Below are 16,216 nucleotides of genomic sequence, written 5' to 3'. Positions count from 1 at the left end.
CCCGACATCTTTATTGCCGAGCAAGCTGCAAACTCTAAACGATCCCATTTTGGCGTAGATCGCCAATCTGATCCTCATCTTTTCCAAGCAAATCCCGTAAGACTTCCTCAGTGTGCTCTCCCAGTACAGGTGGCGCCTGTTGGTAGTCGAGGGAAGACTCTGAAAAAATCACCGGGTTACGCACGGTTTTAACTTTACCGGCTTCCGGGTGAACCTGTTCCACAACCATGCCACGGGCCTGCACCTGAGGATCGGCGAAGACCTCTTCCAATGTATTGATCGGTCCACAAGGTACATGAGCTTCACTGAGTTTCTCGAGCCACCAGCTAGAACTTTGTTGGCGAGTGGCCTCTTCAATTTGCGGGACTAACTCCTCCCGGGCCATCACTCGCGCAGAATTAGTGGCATAAGCGGGGTTATCCCCTATCTGTTCGATACCAGCGATCTTACAAAAACGCTTGAACTGATCGTCGTTGCCCACTGCCAGCATAAAGTAGCCGTCTTGTGACGGCACAGCCTGATAAGGCACAATATTGGGATGGCCAGTACCCTGGCGTTCCGGACTTTGGCCAGAAGTAAGGTAGTTTTGGGCCTGGTTGGCAAGCCAAGACACCTGAGTATCCAGTAAAGCCAAGTCAATATGCTGCCCGACTCCCGTCTGCTGGCGATGCACTACTGCGGCGAGTACTGAGGAAACGGCATACATGCCGGTCATCAGGTCCGCAACAGCCACCCCCACTTTTTGCGGGCCTGCACCGGGCTGTCCTTCTGGCACTCCGGTAATACTCATCAGGCCACCCATACCCTGAATCATGGCATCGTAACCAGCACGATTTTTGTAGGGGCCAGTCTGGCCGAAGCCAGTAATGGAGCAATAAATGACTCCAGGGTTGATTGCCTTGATGGATTCATAATCCAGACCGTACTTTTTAAGACCGCCAACCTTGTAGTTTTCCAGCACGATATCGCAGCGCGCAGCCATTTGCTTGATCAGCTCCTGGCCCTCCTCAGTGGTGATATCCACGGTAACGGACTTCTTGCCACGATTGGCGCTCAAGTAATAAGCCGCATCGACGGTATCATTGCCCTGCGTATCTTTCAGGTAGGGAGGGCCCCAGTGGCGGGTGTCATCACCTCGTTCAGGGCGCTCCACCTTAATCACTTCTGCGCCAAAATCGGCGAAAATCTGCCCGGCCCAGGGACCGGCAAGAATACGACTGAGATCGAGAACCTTTAAGTGCGCGAGCGGACCTGCCATAACTTCCTCGTTTCGCTGATACGGGGAGCACCCCCGAATAATTTTTGCGGCAGACTAACAGATAAATTGCAACGGCGCCCAACTTGGAAGGTGGCAGGATTCGCCGTACACTGGGGTGCGCAATAAAAATAAGGAGGCGCAGCATGGCTGCTATAGAAGCCCAAAAATTCGAATCTTTTCGCGACTTTTATCCTTTCTATCTGCAGGAACACAGTAACCTCACCTGCCGAAGACTGCATTTCTTCGGCACTCTCCTGGTCATCGCTACTGTGATTGCGGCAATCACTACCGGCAACATGCTGTGGTTCGCGACTACCCCCATGGCCGGTTACGGATTTGCATGGATCGGGCACTTCTTTTTTGAGCACAATCGCCCGGCCACCTTTAAGTATCCGTTTTACAGCTTGTTGGGTGACTTCGTGATGTTTAAAGATATGCTGCTGGGTCGTATAGCGCGCTAATCTACGTTTACTTTTTGTTCGCCGACAGGCCATATTTACGCAGCTTGTTGGCGACCGCGGTATGGGAAATTCCCAGCTCTCTGGCAAGCTCCCTGGTTGAAGGGCGCCCGGCAATCAGGTCGCTTAATAGTGCTCGCTCCAATTGCTCCATCATCTCCTTATAGTTGAGTCCCCGTCCCCAATCCTTCCAAGGTAGCCGAGCCTGCAAGTTCAAGCCCGGTAGATGTTGCATAGTGATGCTGCTAGCACCTTGCCTACGGCAATTTCCCGCGGCTGCCACAATGAAATCTCGTAATTCACTGAAATTATCTGGCCAGTCATACCGTCGTATCAGGCTTTCAACCTCCTCACCAAACTCCAGTTCTGCCTCGTCAGGGCATTCCTGCCGCAACAGGGTTCTTGCAAATCGTGAAATCGCGGGGCGCATATTACGCAGTGGTGGCAGGGAGATAGAAAGAGAGGAAAAAAGCTGGACCACTGCCGGCTGCAGGGCTTTTAGGTCACAACAAGTCGCCACCAACCGAATAGAGGACGACAGGGTACGCAAGCGGCGCAAAAGTGCAATTTGTGACTCACTGTTCAGGCGATGAAGGTCTTCCAGGATCAGGGTTCCACTGGCACGCAGGCGCGATGGAATCTCCATCCTGCCCTCCTGGGGTACTATACGGTGACAATCCGCTCGTGCCGCAGCGGGAGATAGATAATGAACGGCACCGGCAAATATGCTCTTGCCGGTGCCCCGCTCACCTGTAATCAAAAGCGGGGAGGCCAACTCGGCAAGATCCTGCAACTGCAGGCAACTGTCCCTGCGCAGGTCGAAGTCCCACAGGGCTACAGGCCTGGGTAACTCGGCAATAAACTCGCTCTTTTCCCAGGGCTGCATACGCAAAACGGCACCGGCCAGAGAGTCCACATCACGTGGGGTATCCAGTGCGATAGGTGACCAATCCACACGGAAGTTCTGCCCACGCACTACTACCGGCAGGCCAAAGCGGGGCACGGCATAGTCCCTAAGCAGCTCTGCTACCTGCATTAATGGCAGGAAGCGCTGTAACTGCAGCCCCGGCACCCTGTCCAGGCTGACACCAAAAGCTCGCGCCGCAGCCAGGTTTGCAGCAACTACCCTGCCCTCACGATCCACGCTCAGAACCGGATCAGTCACATGTTGTAAAAGCGTATCCAGCTCAAAGTAGCGCCGCTCCATGGGCAGAAGCGAGATACGTCGAACTCTCTGCACTCCCGGAACCCGATACAAGGATTTCTCTATGGTCTGGTATTGGGTGCTGAGCATGCCTGGTGCAAGCAGATAAACTTTATCGCCACTGTCACCACCTAACTCACCCGAGGTTACATTTATTCGATATTCGCCGAAAATTTGCATTATTTCATGCAGGATACCAACGCGATTAGCACAAGTTATTTCGACTCTCACCGGCCCACCTGTAAAGAAATCTTTACAAGAAGTGTAATTTGATTAACGCAAGCGATGCAATATTACCTCCTCAACCCTCCCCAATGGACATCCACCTGACTAAAAATAGAGGAGAGACATAACAACAAAGGTTCAGCGGCACGGTCAGCTTCACCCGACACTTATGGGGACTGGCGGACCGCGGGAGACTAAAGCATGAAAAAAGAAGCAGCCAAGAAGGGCACCAAATACGTAGCCCGTGAACCCAATGAACAGGGTTTTATTGAGTATACAGACCTGGAACATCAGACATGGCAGCGCTTGATAGAGCGTCAGCTGGAAGTTCTTCCAGGGCGAGCTTGCGACGAATATATGCACGGTCTTGAGCTTCTGGATCTTCCCCGTGACCGCATCCCCCAGCTTGAGGAAGTCTCCAGTATTTTACGCAGTGAGACCGGCTGGGAAGTAGCCCGGGTTCCTGCTTTGATCGGTTTTGAAACCTTTTTTGGCCTCCTGGCTGATCGCAAATTCCCGGTGGCTACATTCATCCGCACCCCCGAGGAGTTCGATTACCTGCAGGAACCGGATATCTTCCATGAGATTTTCGGCCATTGCGCCATGCTCACTAACCCGGCCTTCGCCAATTTTACCGAGAAATACGGCCAACTGGGCCTGCAGGCCTCGCCGAAAGAGCGCGCTTACCTGGCTCGACTCTACTGGTTTACCGTTGAATTTGGCCTGCTCAACACGCAGGACGGACTGCGTATTTACGGCGGTGGTATTTTATCCTCGCCCAAGGAGACACTGTACGCACTCAGCAATGAGCCCCAGCGCTACGACTTCTCCGCAATCGATGCGCTGCGCACACCTTACCGCATTGATATAGTGCAGCCGATCTATTATGTGCTTGATGGCTTACATCAGCTACAGGACCTCACCGAGATCGACCTGATGTCCAAAGTGCGCGAAGCCATTGAACTCGGCCTGTTTGAGCCACGCTTCCCTCCAAAAAATGCAGCTTGATTAGCTCTCTTCCGGGCTGTAATTTACAGCCCGGCACCGCTTTCCTCCCCGCCCGCTTTTTCCCTGTACATACAAAATTTACACAAAGTGCTCTCACAAACATTGCACTTGGGGAAAATTCCACTACCGGCACAATTGGCCTGAGCCTATCGTTACAGCAGGTTGTGTAGTGGGAGGTAAACTACTTTCCAGCTCTGCCTACACCCGGAACGCCTAACTAACACACGGGGCGGCATGCCAATGACGGCTTGAAGGTACTTGTAAGGACACAGAACCCTGTAGTTTTGGGAGCGCTGTAGCACTATGTCCTCACTTGACGCGATTGATAGACAACTTCTTGCTATCCTCCAATCCGACGTCAGCCTTTCGATTGAGGAGCTGGCGGAGCGCGTGGGCCTGACCAAGACCCCCTGCTGGCGCCGGGTACAGAAGTTGGAGAAGAGCGGCATTATCCGCCGCAAAGTGGCCCTGCTGAATGCGGAAATCCTGGGTCTGCCGGTTTCGGTATTTGCCCAGGTGAAAACCGACCAGCACACTCCAGAGTGGGCAGAAGCCTTTGCCGAACATGTGGGGCAGCTGCCAGAAGTAGTAGACTGTTATCGTATGGCCGGAGACTATGATTACCTGCTGAGGGTGGTAGTCAGCGATATCGCCGCTTATGACCGCTTCTATAAAGAGTTGATACGACGCGTGGGCATCAGCGATATCATTTCGAATTTCGCCCTGGAGCAGATCAAGAGCACCACAGAGCTACCTATTCCCTCGGAAAACAAAGGGTAACTCGCGGGGCGCTACTAGCAGCGAAGACTACCGGCTGTCCACACAAGTATGGATAATGATGGAATCTCGCTCACTCGCAAGGATGACCTGTGGCGGACAGCTCTCTCTTTCAGTCCTTTTTCCTGATTTTTAGTGGCGCGGCAATAGTCGCCACCCTGGCACTCTTTGGTCGCCAGCCGCTGCTCGTTGCCTATATTGCCCTCGGAGTATTACTCGGACCTTCCGGACTTGCGGTGATCGACAACCTGCGCCTGCTCTCCGATATGTCCAGCGTAGGTATTATCTTCCTGCTATTCCTGCTGGGGCTCGATATGCAGCCCCAGGCACTGATCTCTGTGCTGCGCAAAGCGACCTTTGTGGGTATAGTCAGTTGCGCAATATTTCTTGGTATCGGTTTCAGCATCGGCAAACTGTTTGGTTTTACCACCACAGAAAGCTGGATTATCGGCATGGCGTTGATGTTTTCCAGTACCATCATCGGTATCAAGTTACTACCCACCACGGTGTTGCATCACAAGCGCCTGGGCGAATTGATGGTGGGGCTGCTGTTATTTCAGGATTTTGTTGCCATCATCTGTTTGATGATCCTACTCAGCGACAGCAGCGGCGATGTGCACTTGGGGCAAATAGCCCTTTCATTTGGCTCTCTGCCCCTGATGGTACTTTTCGCCTGGGTAGTTGTGAAATACTTGTTGCTGCCGCTCTTCAGCCGATTCGACCGGTTTCACGAATACGTGTTTTTAATGGCCCTGGGCTGGTGTATGGGAATGGCGGAGCTGGGGGAATCACTGGGCTTGTCGAGGGAGATCGGTGCTTTTATTGCTGGTATTACCCTAGCCGCCAGCCGGATATCCCAGTACATCGCCTTGAACCTGAAACCATTGCGGGACTTCTTTCTGATCCTGTTCTTTTTCAGCCTCGGGGCCCAGTTTAAACTCGCCATGCTGCCGGAAATTGTTATCCCGGCAATAGTCACGGCAACGGTAGTGCTACTGGCGAAACCAGTAGTATTCCGCTACCTGCTCGGTAACCAGAGCGAACTTAAGCTTTTGGCCTGGGATATCGGTTTCCGCCTGGGGCAAATCAGTGAATTTTCCCTACTAATCGCCCTGCTCGCCTTTAGCCAGAATCTGATCGGTAGCGCCGCTTCCCATTTAATTCAGGCTACGGCAATCATTACCTTCCTGGTTTCCTCGTATATTGTGGTGATGAACTTTCCCAACCCCATCGCGATCAAGGACGAGCTACGCAGGGACTAACCATGCGTAGCTGCAAGGGGTTTTAACCACCAACCCTGACTGCACCAGCGAGCGATTTAATACCGCCTTTCATTGCACTGAATATCCTCGGTATATCCTTGCCAAACATCAGGTACAAACAGGGAACTAACAGAAGAGAAATTGCTGTGGCCGCGAGAATTCCATAACCCAGGGAAACTGCCATGGGAATCATAAATTTGGCCTGAACCGAAGTTTCAAAAATCATCGGCATCAAACCGCAAAAGGTGGTTACTGTGGTCAACACGATCGGACGGAAACGACGCGCCGCCGCGCGCTTGATCGCAGTCTCCATATCCGCACCCTCCTCACGCAGGCGATTACTGTATTCGATCATTACCAGGGTATCGTTGATCACCACACCGGCAAGCGCCACCATCCCCAACAGGCTCACCATACTCATGCCATAACCCATAACCAGGTGACCCAGGATCGCGCCAATAACACCAAAGGGAATCGCCACCATCACAATGAGTGGCTGCATATAACTCTTCAAAGGAATCGCCAGCAGCAGATAGAGCACGGCCATAGCCAGCAGGAAAGTCAGCCCCAGCGAAGCAAGCCCCTCGCGCTCATCCGCCTGGCGCCCCTCATAGGAAATTGTGAGCCCGGGGAACTCCGCCTGTAACTGAGGGATAACCGTTCGGTCCAGTTCATTAATGACTAATGCTGCCTGATCACTGGGCTCCACATTAGCGGATGCAGTCAATACCCTGCGTCCTGCACGGCGGTTGATCGTTGCGTAGGCACGGCCTTTATCAATAACCACCAGATCCGTAAGTGGCATCCAAAGACCGCTGCCTGCGCGAATCATAATGTTATTAACGTCATCCATACTGATGCGCTCACTCTCTGGTAAGCGCACCATCACTTTAACCTGGTCGCGACCGCGCTGCTGACGCAGTGCCTCGTTACCATAGAGGGCTGCACGTATCTGCCTGCCAATCTCCTCCGCCGACAAGCCCAGACTTTTGGCGGTTTCGGTGAGAGTCAGGTCGATCTGGGTTTTACCCAGGGAAACACCGGCATCGATATCGCTGACATTAGGGAATTTTGCCAACTCAGTGCCCAGTTTCGCCGCCGCCTGATCCAGGACCGCAGTATCTATATGGCGCAATTCAACCGTTAGTGAAGAACCGGCGCCGGGCCCGCCCCGATCGGAGGCTGTTGTCGCACTTAACGCCCCGGCAATCACACCCACTTCTTTGCGCCACGCACGCACAAATTCTCCTGTGGAAAATTCACGTTGATCCGATGGAACAAAGAAAAAATCCACCTGAACAGAGTCATCTCCCATCAAACCGCGGCTACCGAGAAATACGCTATCGCGGTCGTACTGGTCGAGGACCTTATCTCCCCCGGCAATAATCTGGGTCCTGGCTTTTTCCAGCTGATGCTGAGGCGTACCCGTAGGAAATGTCACTGCAAACCGGCCAGAATCCCTTTCCACCCTGGGCATCAGGGTAAAGCCCATACGACCACTGGCGGCATAACCACCCACCACCAACAACGTGGAAACCGCGATTGCAATGGTGGTGTAACGATGCCGTACACAGGCTTCGAGCAGCGGGCGAAATCGTTGCTGCACAAAGCGATCCAGGCCTTGGGCCAGTTTTTCCTGGCGGGCGGCAAAACGCCGTGCCCTCGGGCTCTTATAGCCGCGGCGCGAGTAAGCCAAGTGCGCCGGAAGAATAAACAGCGCCTCAACCCAGGAGATAATAAATACTGAGCCCACGACAAAGGGAATAACCCCAAATATCTTGCCCATAAAACCGGGCAGGGCCATCAACGGGATAAAAGCGACAATATTGGTCAGAATGGCGAATGTCAGAGGTACCGCTACCTGCCTTGCGCCAGCAATAGCAGCCTGTAAATTGCTATAACCCTTCTGGCGCCATTCGTGGATATTCTCACCGGCAATAATTGCATCATCCACCACTATGCCAAGGGCGATGATAAAGGCGAACATACTCACCATACTGATGGAAATATCCAGTCCGGGCAGGAACAGCAGAGCTCCGAGGAAACTGATGGGAATACCCAGTGTTACCCAGAATGCCAAGCGTAATTCAAGGAAAGCACCGAGAACCACAAACACCAGCAACAAACCAATAAAACCATTTTTCAGTAACAGCGACAGGCGCTCTTTGAAGATCTCTGAATCGTCATCGCGGATGGTAAGGCTCACCCCCTGCGGCAGAGAAGCGCGGACATCGCCTATCACTTCACGCGCCGCATCGCTCACACTCAGGGGGGTCTGGTCACCCACCCGATAGATTTTGATGCCTACGGCAGGCTCGCCGTTGAAAACCATGTTGCGCGCCTCATCCTCCAGGGCATCGCTGATAGTGGCAATATCTCGTAGGTAAACAGCGCCGCCGCCACTCCCCTGTGTTACGACGATATCACCAAACTCCCGCGCCCAATCGCGCCGCTCGGTAACCCGCACCAGGATTTCACCGGCATCGGTCTTTACGCTGCCAGTGGGGATATCCACCGCGGCGTTTTGTATGACGGTAGCCACCTGTGCCAGGGTGAGGTCATAGCGACGCAGGTCATCGCGACGTATTTCCACCGCCACTTCCAGGTCTCGCACTCCCTGGGTATCCAACTGCGTGATACCGCTGTGGGCCTCCAGATTGTCATACACTTGCATGGCGAGTGCGCGCAGGCTCCGCTCCTCCAGATTACCGTGCAGCACCAGATCCAAAACATCACGCTTGCGTTCGGCCAGATTCACCTGGGGCCGCTCAATATCGGATGGAAAAGTCGTTACCGAATCAATTGCCTGCTGGATATTCTGATAAACGAGATTGGCATCGGCATCACCTTCCAGCTCCAGGTTGAGTACAGCAGAGCCTTCCCGGGCACTGCCACGCATTTCCTTGATGCCCACCAAGCCCTGCACCGCCTGCTCGGCAGCCACCAGCACACCGCGCTCGACTTCCTCTGGACTGGCGCCCGGATAAGAAATAGAAACGCTGACCAGATCCAGACTGAACTCCGGAAAAACCTCTTTCTTGACGATCAGCGAAAAGATCAGCCCACCGACAAGAAATACCAGCATCAACAAGTTTGCGGTGACATGATTTCGCGCCATCCAGGCAATAGCGCCCTTCTGGGTATCGATATCCCCGTCTATTACTCTCTGCTCAGTCATTCGCACCTCCGCTATCGCGACCACGAGGACCCTTTTTCCCTAGAGGGTTTTCTGCGGAGGCCGCAGCATCTGCCGGTGGGAGTCGCTGCTGGTTGATCTTCCCGGCTATTCGCACAGGCATACCCTCAGTTACCGTAATCAGGCGTGTAGTCACCAGGGTTTCACCACCACTCAGGCCATTCTCCAGTACTGCATAATCGCCACTGGTATAGGCTACTTCAACCGGCAATACCGTAGTGCGGTTATCCTGCACCACCCACACGTTGTCACCATCCTGCAGGGCACTTAGTGGAATTCGCACACGTTCCTGCTCACTCTGGGAAACGATCTCGACCCGCACAAGATCATTGAGCAGCAGCTGGGGTTGCGATGGGTCCCGAACGGACAATGGGTCTTCCAGTTCCACCAATACGCTGGCAAGCCTGCCCTGCTCTTCCAGCACAGGAATTACCCGAACAAACTCACCACGACGGTAAACATCTGCGGGCCACTGGCTACCATAAATGCGCACTTCAATATCACTGCTGTGCAGGCGATACAGCTGGGAGGCAGGCACCTCCACTGCTATTTGGAAGCGGTCGGCGCTGGCCAGACTGTAAAGTGTGTCTCCGGGGGATACACGATCACCCACATCGACACTACGCTCCACAACGAGTGCATCAAAAGGCGCTCGAACCTGGGTGAGACGCAAGTTGCGCTGGGCCAGTGCCACCTCAGCCTCTGCGGCACTCACTCCCGCCTCGGCAACTGCCTGCTGAGGCTTGCGCAGTACCAGTGCGCGATCGGCATCCGATAAGGTTGTACCCAGCAGCTCATATTCTTCCAGGGCTACCTGTTGCTGGCCACGCTCCTGCTGGAGTTCTGCACGGCTTTTGGCAAGAGTGCTTTGAGCGGATTTCAGCGCAAGCTGATAGGGCTCCCGTTCTATACGCAGCAGCATTTTACCTTTCGGCAAAACTGCACCTGGACCCAGATCGTAGTCGAGCCATTCAACCTGGCCATCTACCTGTGGTTCCAGTTCAGCCTGCTCTCGCGCAGTCACTGTACCCAGGGCACTCAGCGTGAATGAGAAATACCCCTGCTCTGCCAAAGCAACTTCCACAGCCGGCGCAGGCACATTGCGCTCACCCCGCCCTACAGTGGGCTTCTCGCGAATAAGCCAGCTGGAAACCAAAAAGGCGGCGATCAGCAAAATTACAGGTATCAGCAAACGCCAATTGAATTTCTTCAACATTAAGAATTTCCCTCCAGGTACAGCTCCAGGTCCGCTGGCTCAGGTGCGGGGAGGTCATCCTGTGGGAGCCCCCCGGAAAGTGCACGATAAAGTGTTACTCGGTTTTCGATCAGCTGGCGTTCGGCGGAAAGTACTTCCCGCGCCAGGTTTTGGTAATCAGTCGTCGCGGTCAAAACATTGAGGAAATCTACCGTGCCGTTGATATAGGCTCGACTACGGCGCTGGGCAATCAGTTCCGAGAGACGTTCCCGCTCCCGTAAATGTTCCAGTTCCAGCTCGATAGCACGTTCGCGAATCAAGGCCTGCTCCACTTCCGAAAGCGCTTCATTCACAGCGCTGCGATACAGCGCCCAGCTCTCCTGCAAAACTGCATCCTGCTGGTCCCGCTTGGAAGCCAGCGCTCCACCATCAAAAATTACACCCTCTATAGAAGCGGCAATCGCAACCAGCCAATTCTCGGTGATATCACTAATCAGGCTGGTGCCATTGCTGGCGACTGCGGACAGGCTGAGTACAGGGAGCCGATCAGCCCACGACTGGTCCGCCAAATGGTAATCCTGCAACAGATTGCGCTGGGCCTCTCGCACATCCGGGCGGCGCAACAATAACTGGGAGGGGATACCAGTATCCGGCAGAGCTGGCAATGCAGGCAGGTTTGCCGCCTTCTGGATATAACCTTCCAGTTGCATCTCATCCGTTCCGAGTAGCGCGGCAAGCTGCACTTTGAGCGTCTGGATATCAGATTTGGCCTGTTCCAGCTCCTGCTCCGAACGCTGGACTAGCTGGCGCTGCTGCAGTACATCGGCGGCATCTGTGACGCCGCGGCCGAAACGCAGCTCCAGTACTTTCAGGCTCTTGCGATTGGTCTCCAGCTGCTGCTCGAGCAAATCGCGCTGCCCCCATTGCTCACGCAGCTGTAACCAGGTAGCGGAGACTTCTGAAGCCAGACTGAGAGCAGCCGTCTGAAGGTTTTGCTCCTGCGCCAGGAAACCCGCCTCAGCGGCACTGGCACCGGCACGTACCCTGCCCCACAAATCCACCTCGTAACTGGCCGCTATGCGGGTACTCCAGCTGTTGCCCTCGTTGGATGGATCGGTAAATTCGCCGGAAGAGTAGCGCTGTTCTGTATTTTCCACCTGGGCCGTCACGCTGGGCCAAAAGCCAGAGCGCGCGCCACGGGCTGCGGCAGCAGCCTGCTCCAGCCGCCAATAGCTGGCCTGCAAGCCCGGGTTATCCTGCAGAGCCAACCGCACCAACTGATCCAGCTGGGGTCATCAAAGCTGCGCCACCAGCGCAACTCCGCTGCAACGGTGCCTGAAGCACTAAAAGTTGGCGGCAGCCCTAAAATTTCCTGCGACTGAGGGCTCTCTAGAGGTTGTGAAGAACAGCTGGCAAGCAAGGGAATACAAATTGCCAAAACGCGGTAAAAGCACAAGGAATATCACCGAAAAAGAATTTTAAGACAGTAAAAGTAGAGATTTATTGCGTGCATTATCTCGCCGGAAAAATACCCGGCAAGGCGTTTTACTCTTGTTTACAAACCGCGATCAAAATCCATTGAAATTTTGCTGTCCGCAAGAGTGCTCCAACGCAACTACTTAGGTATGATGCGCCACACTAAACTGAATGGTCACCGGGATTTGCCACGGGATTCTTCGATTGTCCCTACGCCGATCAATGCTGGCTGGGCGCCTTTTCTGCCTGACCAGCTAGACAACCGGTGCAGATTAATAACGGAAGTAGAAGAGACAAGCCATGAGTAAACATCAGCCCCTCGCCCATTGGGACGACATTTTGCTGCTGGACCAGCAGCTCACCGACGAAGAGCGTATGGTGCGCGACGCCGCGCGCGAATACTGCCAGAACAAGCTGATGCCTAGAGTCCTGGAGGCTAATCGCCACGAAATCTTCGATCGGGAAATCATGAGCGAAATGGGTGAGCTAGGCCTGCTCGGCTCCACCATTGAAGGCTACGGCTGTGCCGGTCTCAACTACGTTTCCTATGGCCTGGTGGCACGCGAAGTAGAGCGTGTTGACTCAGGCTACCGCTCTGCCATGAGCGTGCAATCCAGCCTGGTAATGCATCCTATCTACGCGTACGGCAGTGAAGAACAGAAGCAAAAGTACCTGCCCAAGCTGGCCACCGGAGAATGGGTTGGCTGCTTTGGCCTGACCGAACCGGACGCAGGTTCCGATCCCGGCGGCATGAAAACCCGCGCTAAGAAAGTCGACGGCGGCTACCGCCTGAGCGGCTCCAAGATGTGGATCACCAACAGCCCTATCGCCGATGTATTCGTTGTCTGGGCTAAAGACGATGAAGGCATTATCCGCGGGTTTGTCCTCGATAAAGGTATGGAAGGCCTGTCCGCACCGAAGATCGAAGGCAAATTCTCCCTGCGCGCCTCCATCACCGGTGAGATTGTGATGGACAACGTATTTGTACCCGAAGAGAACAAGTTCCCGGAAATCGGCGGCTTGCGCGGCCCCTTCGGCTGCCTGAACCGTGCCCGCTACGGCATCTCCTGGGGCGCCATGGGTGCCGGTGAATACTGCTGGCACGCGGCCCGTCAGTACGGCCTGGACCGCAAGCAATTCAACCGTCCACTTGCCCAGACCCAGCTGTTCCAGAAAAAACTGGCCGACATGCAAACTGAAATCACCTTGGGCCTGCAGGCTTCCCTGCGCGTTGGCCGCATCATGGACGAGAACAAGCAGTTCGACCCCACCATGATCTCCCTGGTGAAGCGCAACAACTGCGGCAAGGCCTTGGAAATCGCGCGGATCTCCCGCGATATGCACGGCGGTAACGGCATCTCCGACGAATTCCATGTGATTCGCCACGTGATGAATCTGGAAGCGGTAAACACCTACGAGGGCACACACGACGTACACGCCCTGATCCTGGGCCGCGCCCAGACCGGTCTGCAGGCTTTCGTTTAAGGCCAGCATTCAGGTGCGCCCCCGGTGTTTGCCGGCGGGTGCACCGCCCCTTCTCGCCTATTTCAACTGCTTGAATCAGCCCATCAAAAATGAGAGAGCACAGCGGGTTATCCTATACGGCCGGCTGACTCCGTCACACACTGTCGACCCCTCACTCCCCATGCCAAATAAGGAGTGCTATTCTCCCCTGCTTTGCGAGTCTGTGGATTTAGAGACGATATGGATCAACTGCTGCATTGGTTCGACCTGATCGGTATAGCGGTTTTTGCCTTCAGCGGCGTGCTTGCCGCGGGACACAAACAGATGGACCTGTTCGGCGCCGTGGTACTGGCCTGCGTTACCTCTACGGGTGGGGGCACCATCCGCGATATCATCCTGAATATCCCGGTATTCTGGCTACAGGAACCTTACTACCTGTGGATTGCCGTAATCACCGGTGTAGTCAGCTTTTACCTGATACGCTATTTACAGGTACCCATGCGCCTGCTGATGGTTGCAGATGCCATCGGCCTCGCAGTATTTGTGGTAATCGGCACCCAGAAGGGGCTCGAGATGGGCTACTCCGCCACAATCGCCATTGTGATGGGAATGATGACAGGCACCTTTGGCGGTGTTATCCGTGATGTGTTGTCAGGCGATATTCCACTGCTACTACGCAGGGAAATTTACGCCACCGCCGCACTCACTGGCGCTGCTGTTCTGGTTGCCCTGGATGCCAGTAGCAAGTTGCCTGGGGACTTGGTAGTGGCCATAGCCGTGCTCGTCATACTATCCATCCGGCTGGCCGCCCTGCGCTGGAACCTATCGGCACCCATAACGCGATTTGGCAATCATTGATTGCTGCCAACTTCGAACGCATAACACCAGAATCCGACACTGCCCACAGGAATAACCCCATTGCGTAACTTTCGCTCACTCGTTGCCCCGCTAATTGTTCTCTGCCTAATAGTCAGTGCCTGTGAGCGATCTGACCGGAACAGGCAAACCGGTGAGGCCAAGGGCTCCAAGAGCCACACCCGTCTGGTTTCCAAGCCCTGCTGGTTTGAAACCGATGAAAGTTGGCCCTTCACCCAGTGTTTTATGATGGAAGTGCCGGAAGACTACGCCCACCCAACCCGACGCAAAGTCCGCTTTCCGGTCATACGCTTTCGTGCCAAAGAGCCCGATGCCAACAAAGCCCCCTTACTGCACTTAGGCGCTGGTGGCCCTGGCGCCAGCATGGGCCTGGAACCAGAAAACGCCAGCGACTGGCTATGGCTCAATTATGCCGCCATGACAGTTGAAGGCGGCCGCGACCTGATTGTGATTGATCCCCGCGGCACGGGTATGGCGAGGCCACGCCTTACCTGTAGTGAATTTATTGAAGACGCCCAGACCGCCTTCCAGCGCAAGCTCTCACCGGAAGAAGAGGCTCGCGTCTTCGCCTTCAGTATGGAGCGTTGCTACAGCCGTCTGAGCAAGGGCGCGGATATGGCCCAATACAACAGCACTGTCATCGCTCGGGATGTGGATGAACTGCGCAAGTTGCTGAAAATCAACAAACTAGATCTCTATGGCGTGTCCTACTCCACCCGATACGCCCTAACCTACGCACGGGATTACCCGGAGTCTGTTGGCGCTCTGGTACTCAACAGCGCTGTTTTTCCCAATATCGCCTACACTCAGCAGCTGGCGCAGGATTCCCTGGCCGCATATGAGCGTGGCCTCAAGCATTGTATCGAGGACAAAAAATGTAATAGCCGCTACCCGGATCTGCGCCGCAGGCTCGAGAACCTGGTGCAAACTCTGGATGAAGAACCCCGTACTATTCCCATTAAACACCGCTACTCCAAGCAAACCTATCCCTTCGTACTCTCCGGGCAACGCTTGTTACGGGTGCTATTCCAAGCCCTGTACAACGAAAATTTCTACAGCGAACTGCCGAAAATGATCGAGGGGCTGGAAAATAGTGGCGATGAAGGCCTGGAGCCAGCCCAAAAAGCGATCAGCCATTTTATGGAAATAGTGCTGGACCCCTATTTTGGCGATGCCGCGGGGGTCAGCCATTTTTGTTATGAGGAAGCACCATTTGTCGATTTCGATCAGGCCCGCGCTAGCGCCGAAGGAACCGGTATTCTTGGCGGTGCCGTGCGCTCAGACCTGAGTTTGCTGCAACTGCAGTGCCGTATTTGGGCAATTCCCTCAGCGCCACTATTGGAATCACAAGCTATTGCCACTCCCGCACCTGTAATGGTGTTACACGGTGGCCTCGACCCAGTGTTGGCCGTGGGGGATGTAGATACCGCTCGCAGGGCCTTGCCCAACCACCAGTGGCTGTTATTCCCCCAGCTGGCTCACGATATTATTTCCGCCAGCAGCTGTGCAGAAAAAGCTGCCGGCCGTTTCCTCGACAACCCGGTAAAAGATCAGACCGAACCCACCATGGCCTGTCGCAAGCAAGAGCTCGCCGATCAAGAGGCGTCACGGGAGGAGGAACAGCAAGCCGATTCCAGTGAGGTGGAAACCCAGGCTCCTGAATCCACGGCACCGGAAAGCGGGCAGTAAAAGTGGCGGTGCAACTTTTCTACGCTAGGGTCCACAGACCTGGGCATCAGCCATAGAAGGTTACGCCACCGGACACAGTCTGATTCTGCTCTTTGGAACTCCTACTCTATTTTAAATAGCGAAGATTT

General features: G+C 54.5%; 12 protein-coding genes. 7 read left to right on the top strand and 5 right to left on the bottom strand.

Annotated features, from left to right (window positions below; all coding sequences use genetic code 11):
* Nucleotides 1-34 precede the first annotated feature (34 nt).
* A complete protein-coding gene (locus GL2_RS16615; protein ID WP_143731692.1) occupies nucleotides 35-1,258 on the bottom strand; it encodes a CaiB/BaiF CoA-transferase family protein in 1,224 nt (407 codons plus the stop codon).
* A gap of 143 nt (nucleotides 1,259-1,401) precedes the next feature.
* On the opposite strand from GL2_RS16615, the gene GL2_RS16610 reads away from it, so the two are divergent.
* A complete protein-coding gene (locus GL2_RS16610; RefSeq protein ID WP_143731691.1) occupies nucleotides 1,402-1,719 on the top strand; it encodes a DUF962 domain-containing protein in 318 nt (105 codons plus the stop codon).
* 7 nt (nucleotides 1,720-1,726) lie between these two features.
* Here GL2_RS16610 and GL2_RS16605 read toward each other — a convergent pair whose 3' ends face one another.
* Nucleotides 1,727-3,151 (bottom strand): TyrR/PhhR family helix-turn-helix DNA-binding protein, encoded by a 1,425-nt coding sequence (locus tag GL2_RS16605; protein WP_143731690.1) that lies wholly within the window; start codon nucleotides 3,149-3,151, stop codon nucleotides 1,727-1,729.
* A gap of 195 nt (nucleotides 3,152-3,346) precedes the next feature.
* On the opposite strand from GL2_RS16605, the gene phhA reads away from it, so the two are divergent.
* The 3 genes from phhA (at nucleotide 3,347) to GL2_RS16590 (ending at nucleotide 6,192) form a co-directional block, all read left to right on the top strand.
* Nucleotides 3,347-4,153: a phenylalanine 4-monooxygenase gene (phhA, locus tag GL2_RS16600; protein ID WP_143731689.1), complete on the top strand. Its 807-nt coding sequence runs from the start codon at nucleotides 3,347-3,349 to the stop codon at nucleotides 4,151-4,153.
* A 303-nt stretch (nucleotides 4,154-4,456) separates the two neighbouring features.
* On the top strand, nucleotides 4,457-4,933 hold the full coding sequence (locus tag GL2_RS16595) for an Lrp/AsnC family transcriptional regulator (protein ID WP_143731688.1): 477 nt from the start codon (nucleotides 4,457-4,459) through the stop codon (nucleotides 4,931-4,933).
* Between the two features lie 89 nt (nucleotides 4,934-5,022).
* The gene (locus GL2_RS16590) at nucleotides 5,023-6,192 is read left to right on the top strand and encodes a cation:proton antiporter (protein WP_143731687.1); all 1,170 of its coding nucleotides are present in this window, start codon (nucleotides 5,023-5,025) and stop codon (nucleotides 6,190-6,192) included.
* A gap of 22 nt (nucleotides 6,193-6,214) precedes the next feature.
* On the opposite strand, the gene GL2_RS16585 is transcribed toward GL2_RS16590, so the two are convergent.
* Genes GL2_RS16585 through GL2_RS16575 form a run of 3 tightly spaced genes read right to left on the bottom strand, consistent with a single transcriptional unit; the run spans nucleotide 6,215 to nucleotide 11,857 of the window.
* Entirely contained in the window at nucleotides 6,215-9,370 is a 3,156-nt protein-coding gene (locus GL2_RS16585; protein ID WP_143731686.1) for an efflux RND transporter permease subunit, read from the bottom strand.
* Nucleotides 9,363-10,604 (bottom strand): efflux RND transporter periplasmic adaptor subunit, encoded by a 1,242-nt coding sequence (locus tag GL2_RS16580; protein ID WP_143731685.1) that lies wholly within the window; start codon nucleotides 10,602-10,604, stop codon nucleotides 9,363-9,365. Before GL2_RS16580 ends, GL2_RS16585 begins: the two co-directional genes overlap by 8 nt.
* On the bottom strand, nucleotides 10,604-11,857 hold the full coding sequence (locus GL2_RS16575) for an efflux transporter outer membrane subunit (RefSeq protein ID WP_232053655.1): 1,254 nt from the start codon (nucleotides 11,855-11,857) through the stop codon (nucleotides 10,604-10,606). Before GL2_RS16575 ends, GL2_RS16580 begins: the two co-directional genes overlap by 1 nt.
* Nucleotides 11,858-12,359: 502 nt before the next feature.
* Here GL2_RS16575 and GL2_RS16570 point away from each other — a divergent pair.
* From GL2_RS16570 to GL2_RS16560, 3 genes are all read left to right on the top strand, one after another.
* Nucleotides 12,360-13,544: an acyl-CoA dehydrogenase gene (locus tag GL2_RS16570; RefSeq protein ID WP_143731684.1), complete on the top strand. Its 1,185-nt coding sequence runs from the start codon at nucleotides 12,360-12,362 to the stop codon at nucleotides 13,542-13,544.
* Between the two features lie 219 nt (nucleotides 13,545-13,763).
* Nucleotides 13,764-14,381, top strand: coding sequence for a trimeric intracellular cation channel family protein (locus GL2_RS16565; RefSeq protein ID WP_143731683.1), 618 nt, complete (start codon nucleotides 13,764-13,766; stop codon nucleotides 14,379-14,381).
* Between the two features lie 60 nt (nucleotides 14,382-14,441).
* A complete protein-coding gene (locus GL2_RS16560; RefSeq protein ID WP_143731682.1) occupies nucleotides 14,442-16,088 on the top strand; it encodes an alpha/beta hydrolase in 1,647 nt (548 codons plus the stop codon).
* Nucleotides 16,089-16,216: the final 128 nt, after the last annotated feature.

It is taken from the genome of Microbulbifer sp. GL-2, assembly GCF_007183175.1.
Classification (GTDB): domain Bacteria; phylum Pseudomonadota; class Gammaproteobacteria; order Pseudomonadales; family Cellvibrionaceae; genus Microbulbifer.
This window is presented reverse-complemented; position numbering and strand designations above follow the sequence as displayed.

Coding starts and splice junctions, on each gene's coding strand:
- GL2_RS16565 (WP_143731683.1), top strand. CDS start 13,764: ATGGATCAACTGCTGCATTGGTTCGACCTGATCGGTATAGCGGTTTTT.
- GL2_RS16595 (WP_143731688.1), top strand. CDS start 4,457: ATGTCCTCACTTGACGCGATTGATAGACAACTTCTTGCTATCCTCCAA.
- GL2_RS16585 (WP_143731686.1), bottom strand. CDS start 9,370: ATGACTGAGCAGAGAGTAATAGACGGGGATATCGATACCCAGAAGGGC.
- GL2_RS16580 (WP_143731685.1), bottom strand. CDS start 10,604: ATGTTGAAGAAATTCAATTGGCGTTTGCTGATACCTGTAATTTTGCTG.
- GL2_RS16610 (WP_143731691.1), top strand. CDS start 1,402: ATGGCTGCTATAGAAGCCCAAAAATTCGAATCTTTTCGCGACTTTTAT.
- phhA (WP_143731689.1), top strand. CDS start 3,347: ATGAAAAAAGAAGCAGCCAAGAAGGGCACCAAATACGTAGCCCGTGAA.
- GL2_RS16570 (WP_143731684.1), top strand. CDS start 12,360: ATGAGTAAACATCAGCCCCTCGCCCATTGGGACGACATTTTGCTGCTG.
- GL2_RS16615 (WP_143731692.1), bottom strand. CDS start 1,258: ATGGCAGGTCCGCTCGCGCACTTAAAGGTTCTCGATCTCAGTCGTATT.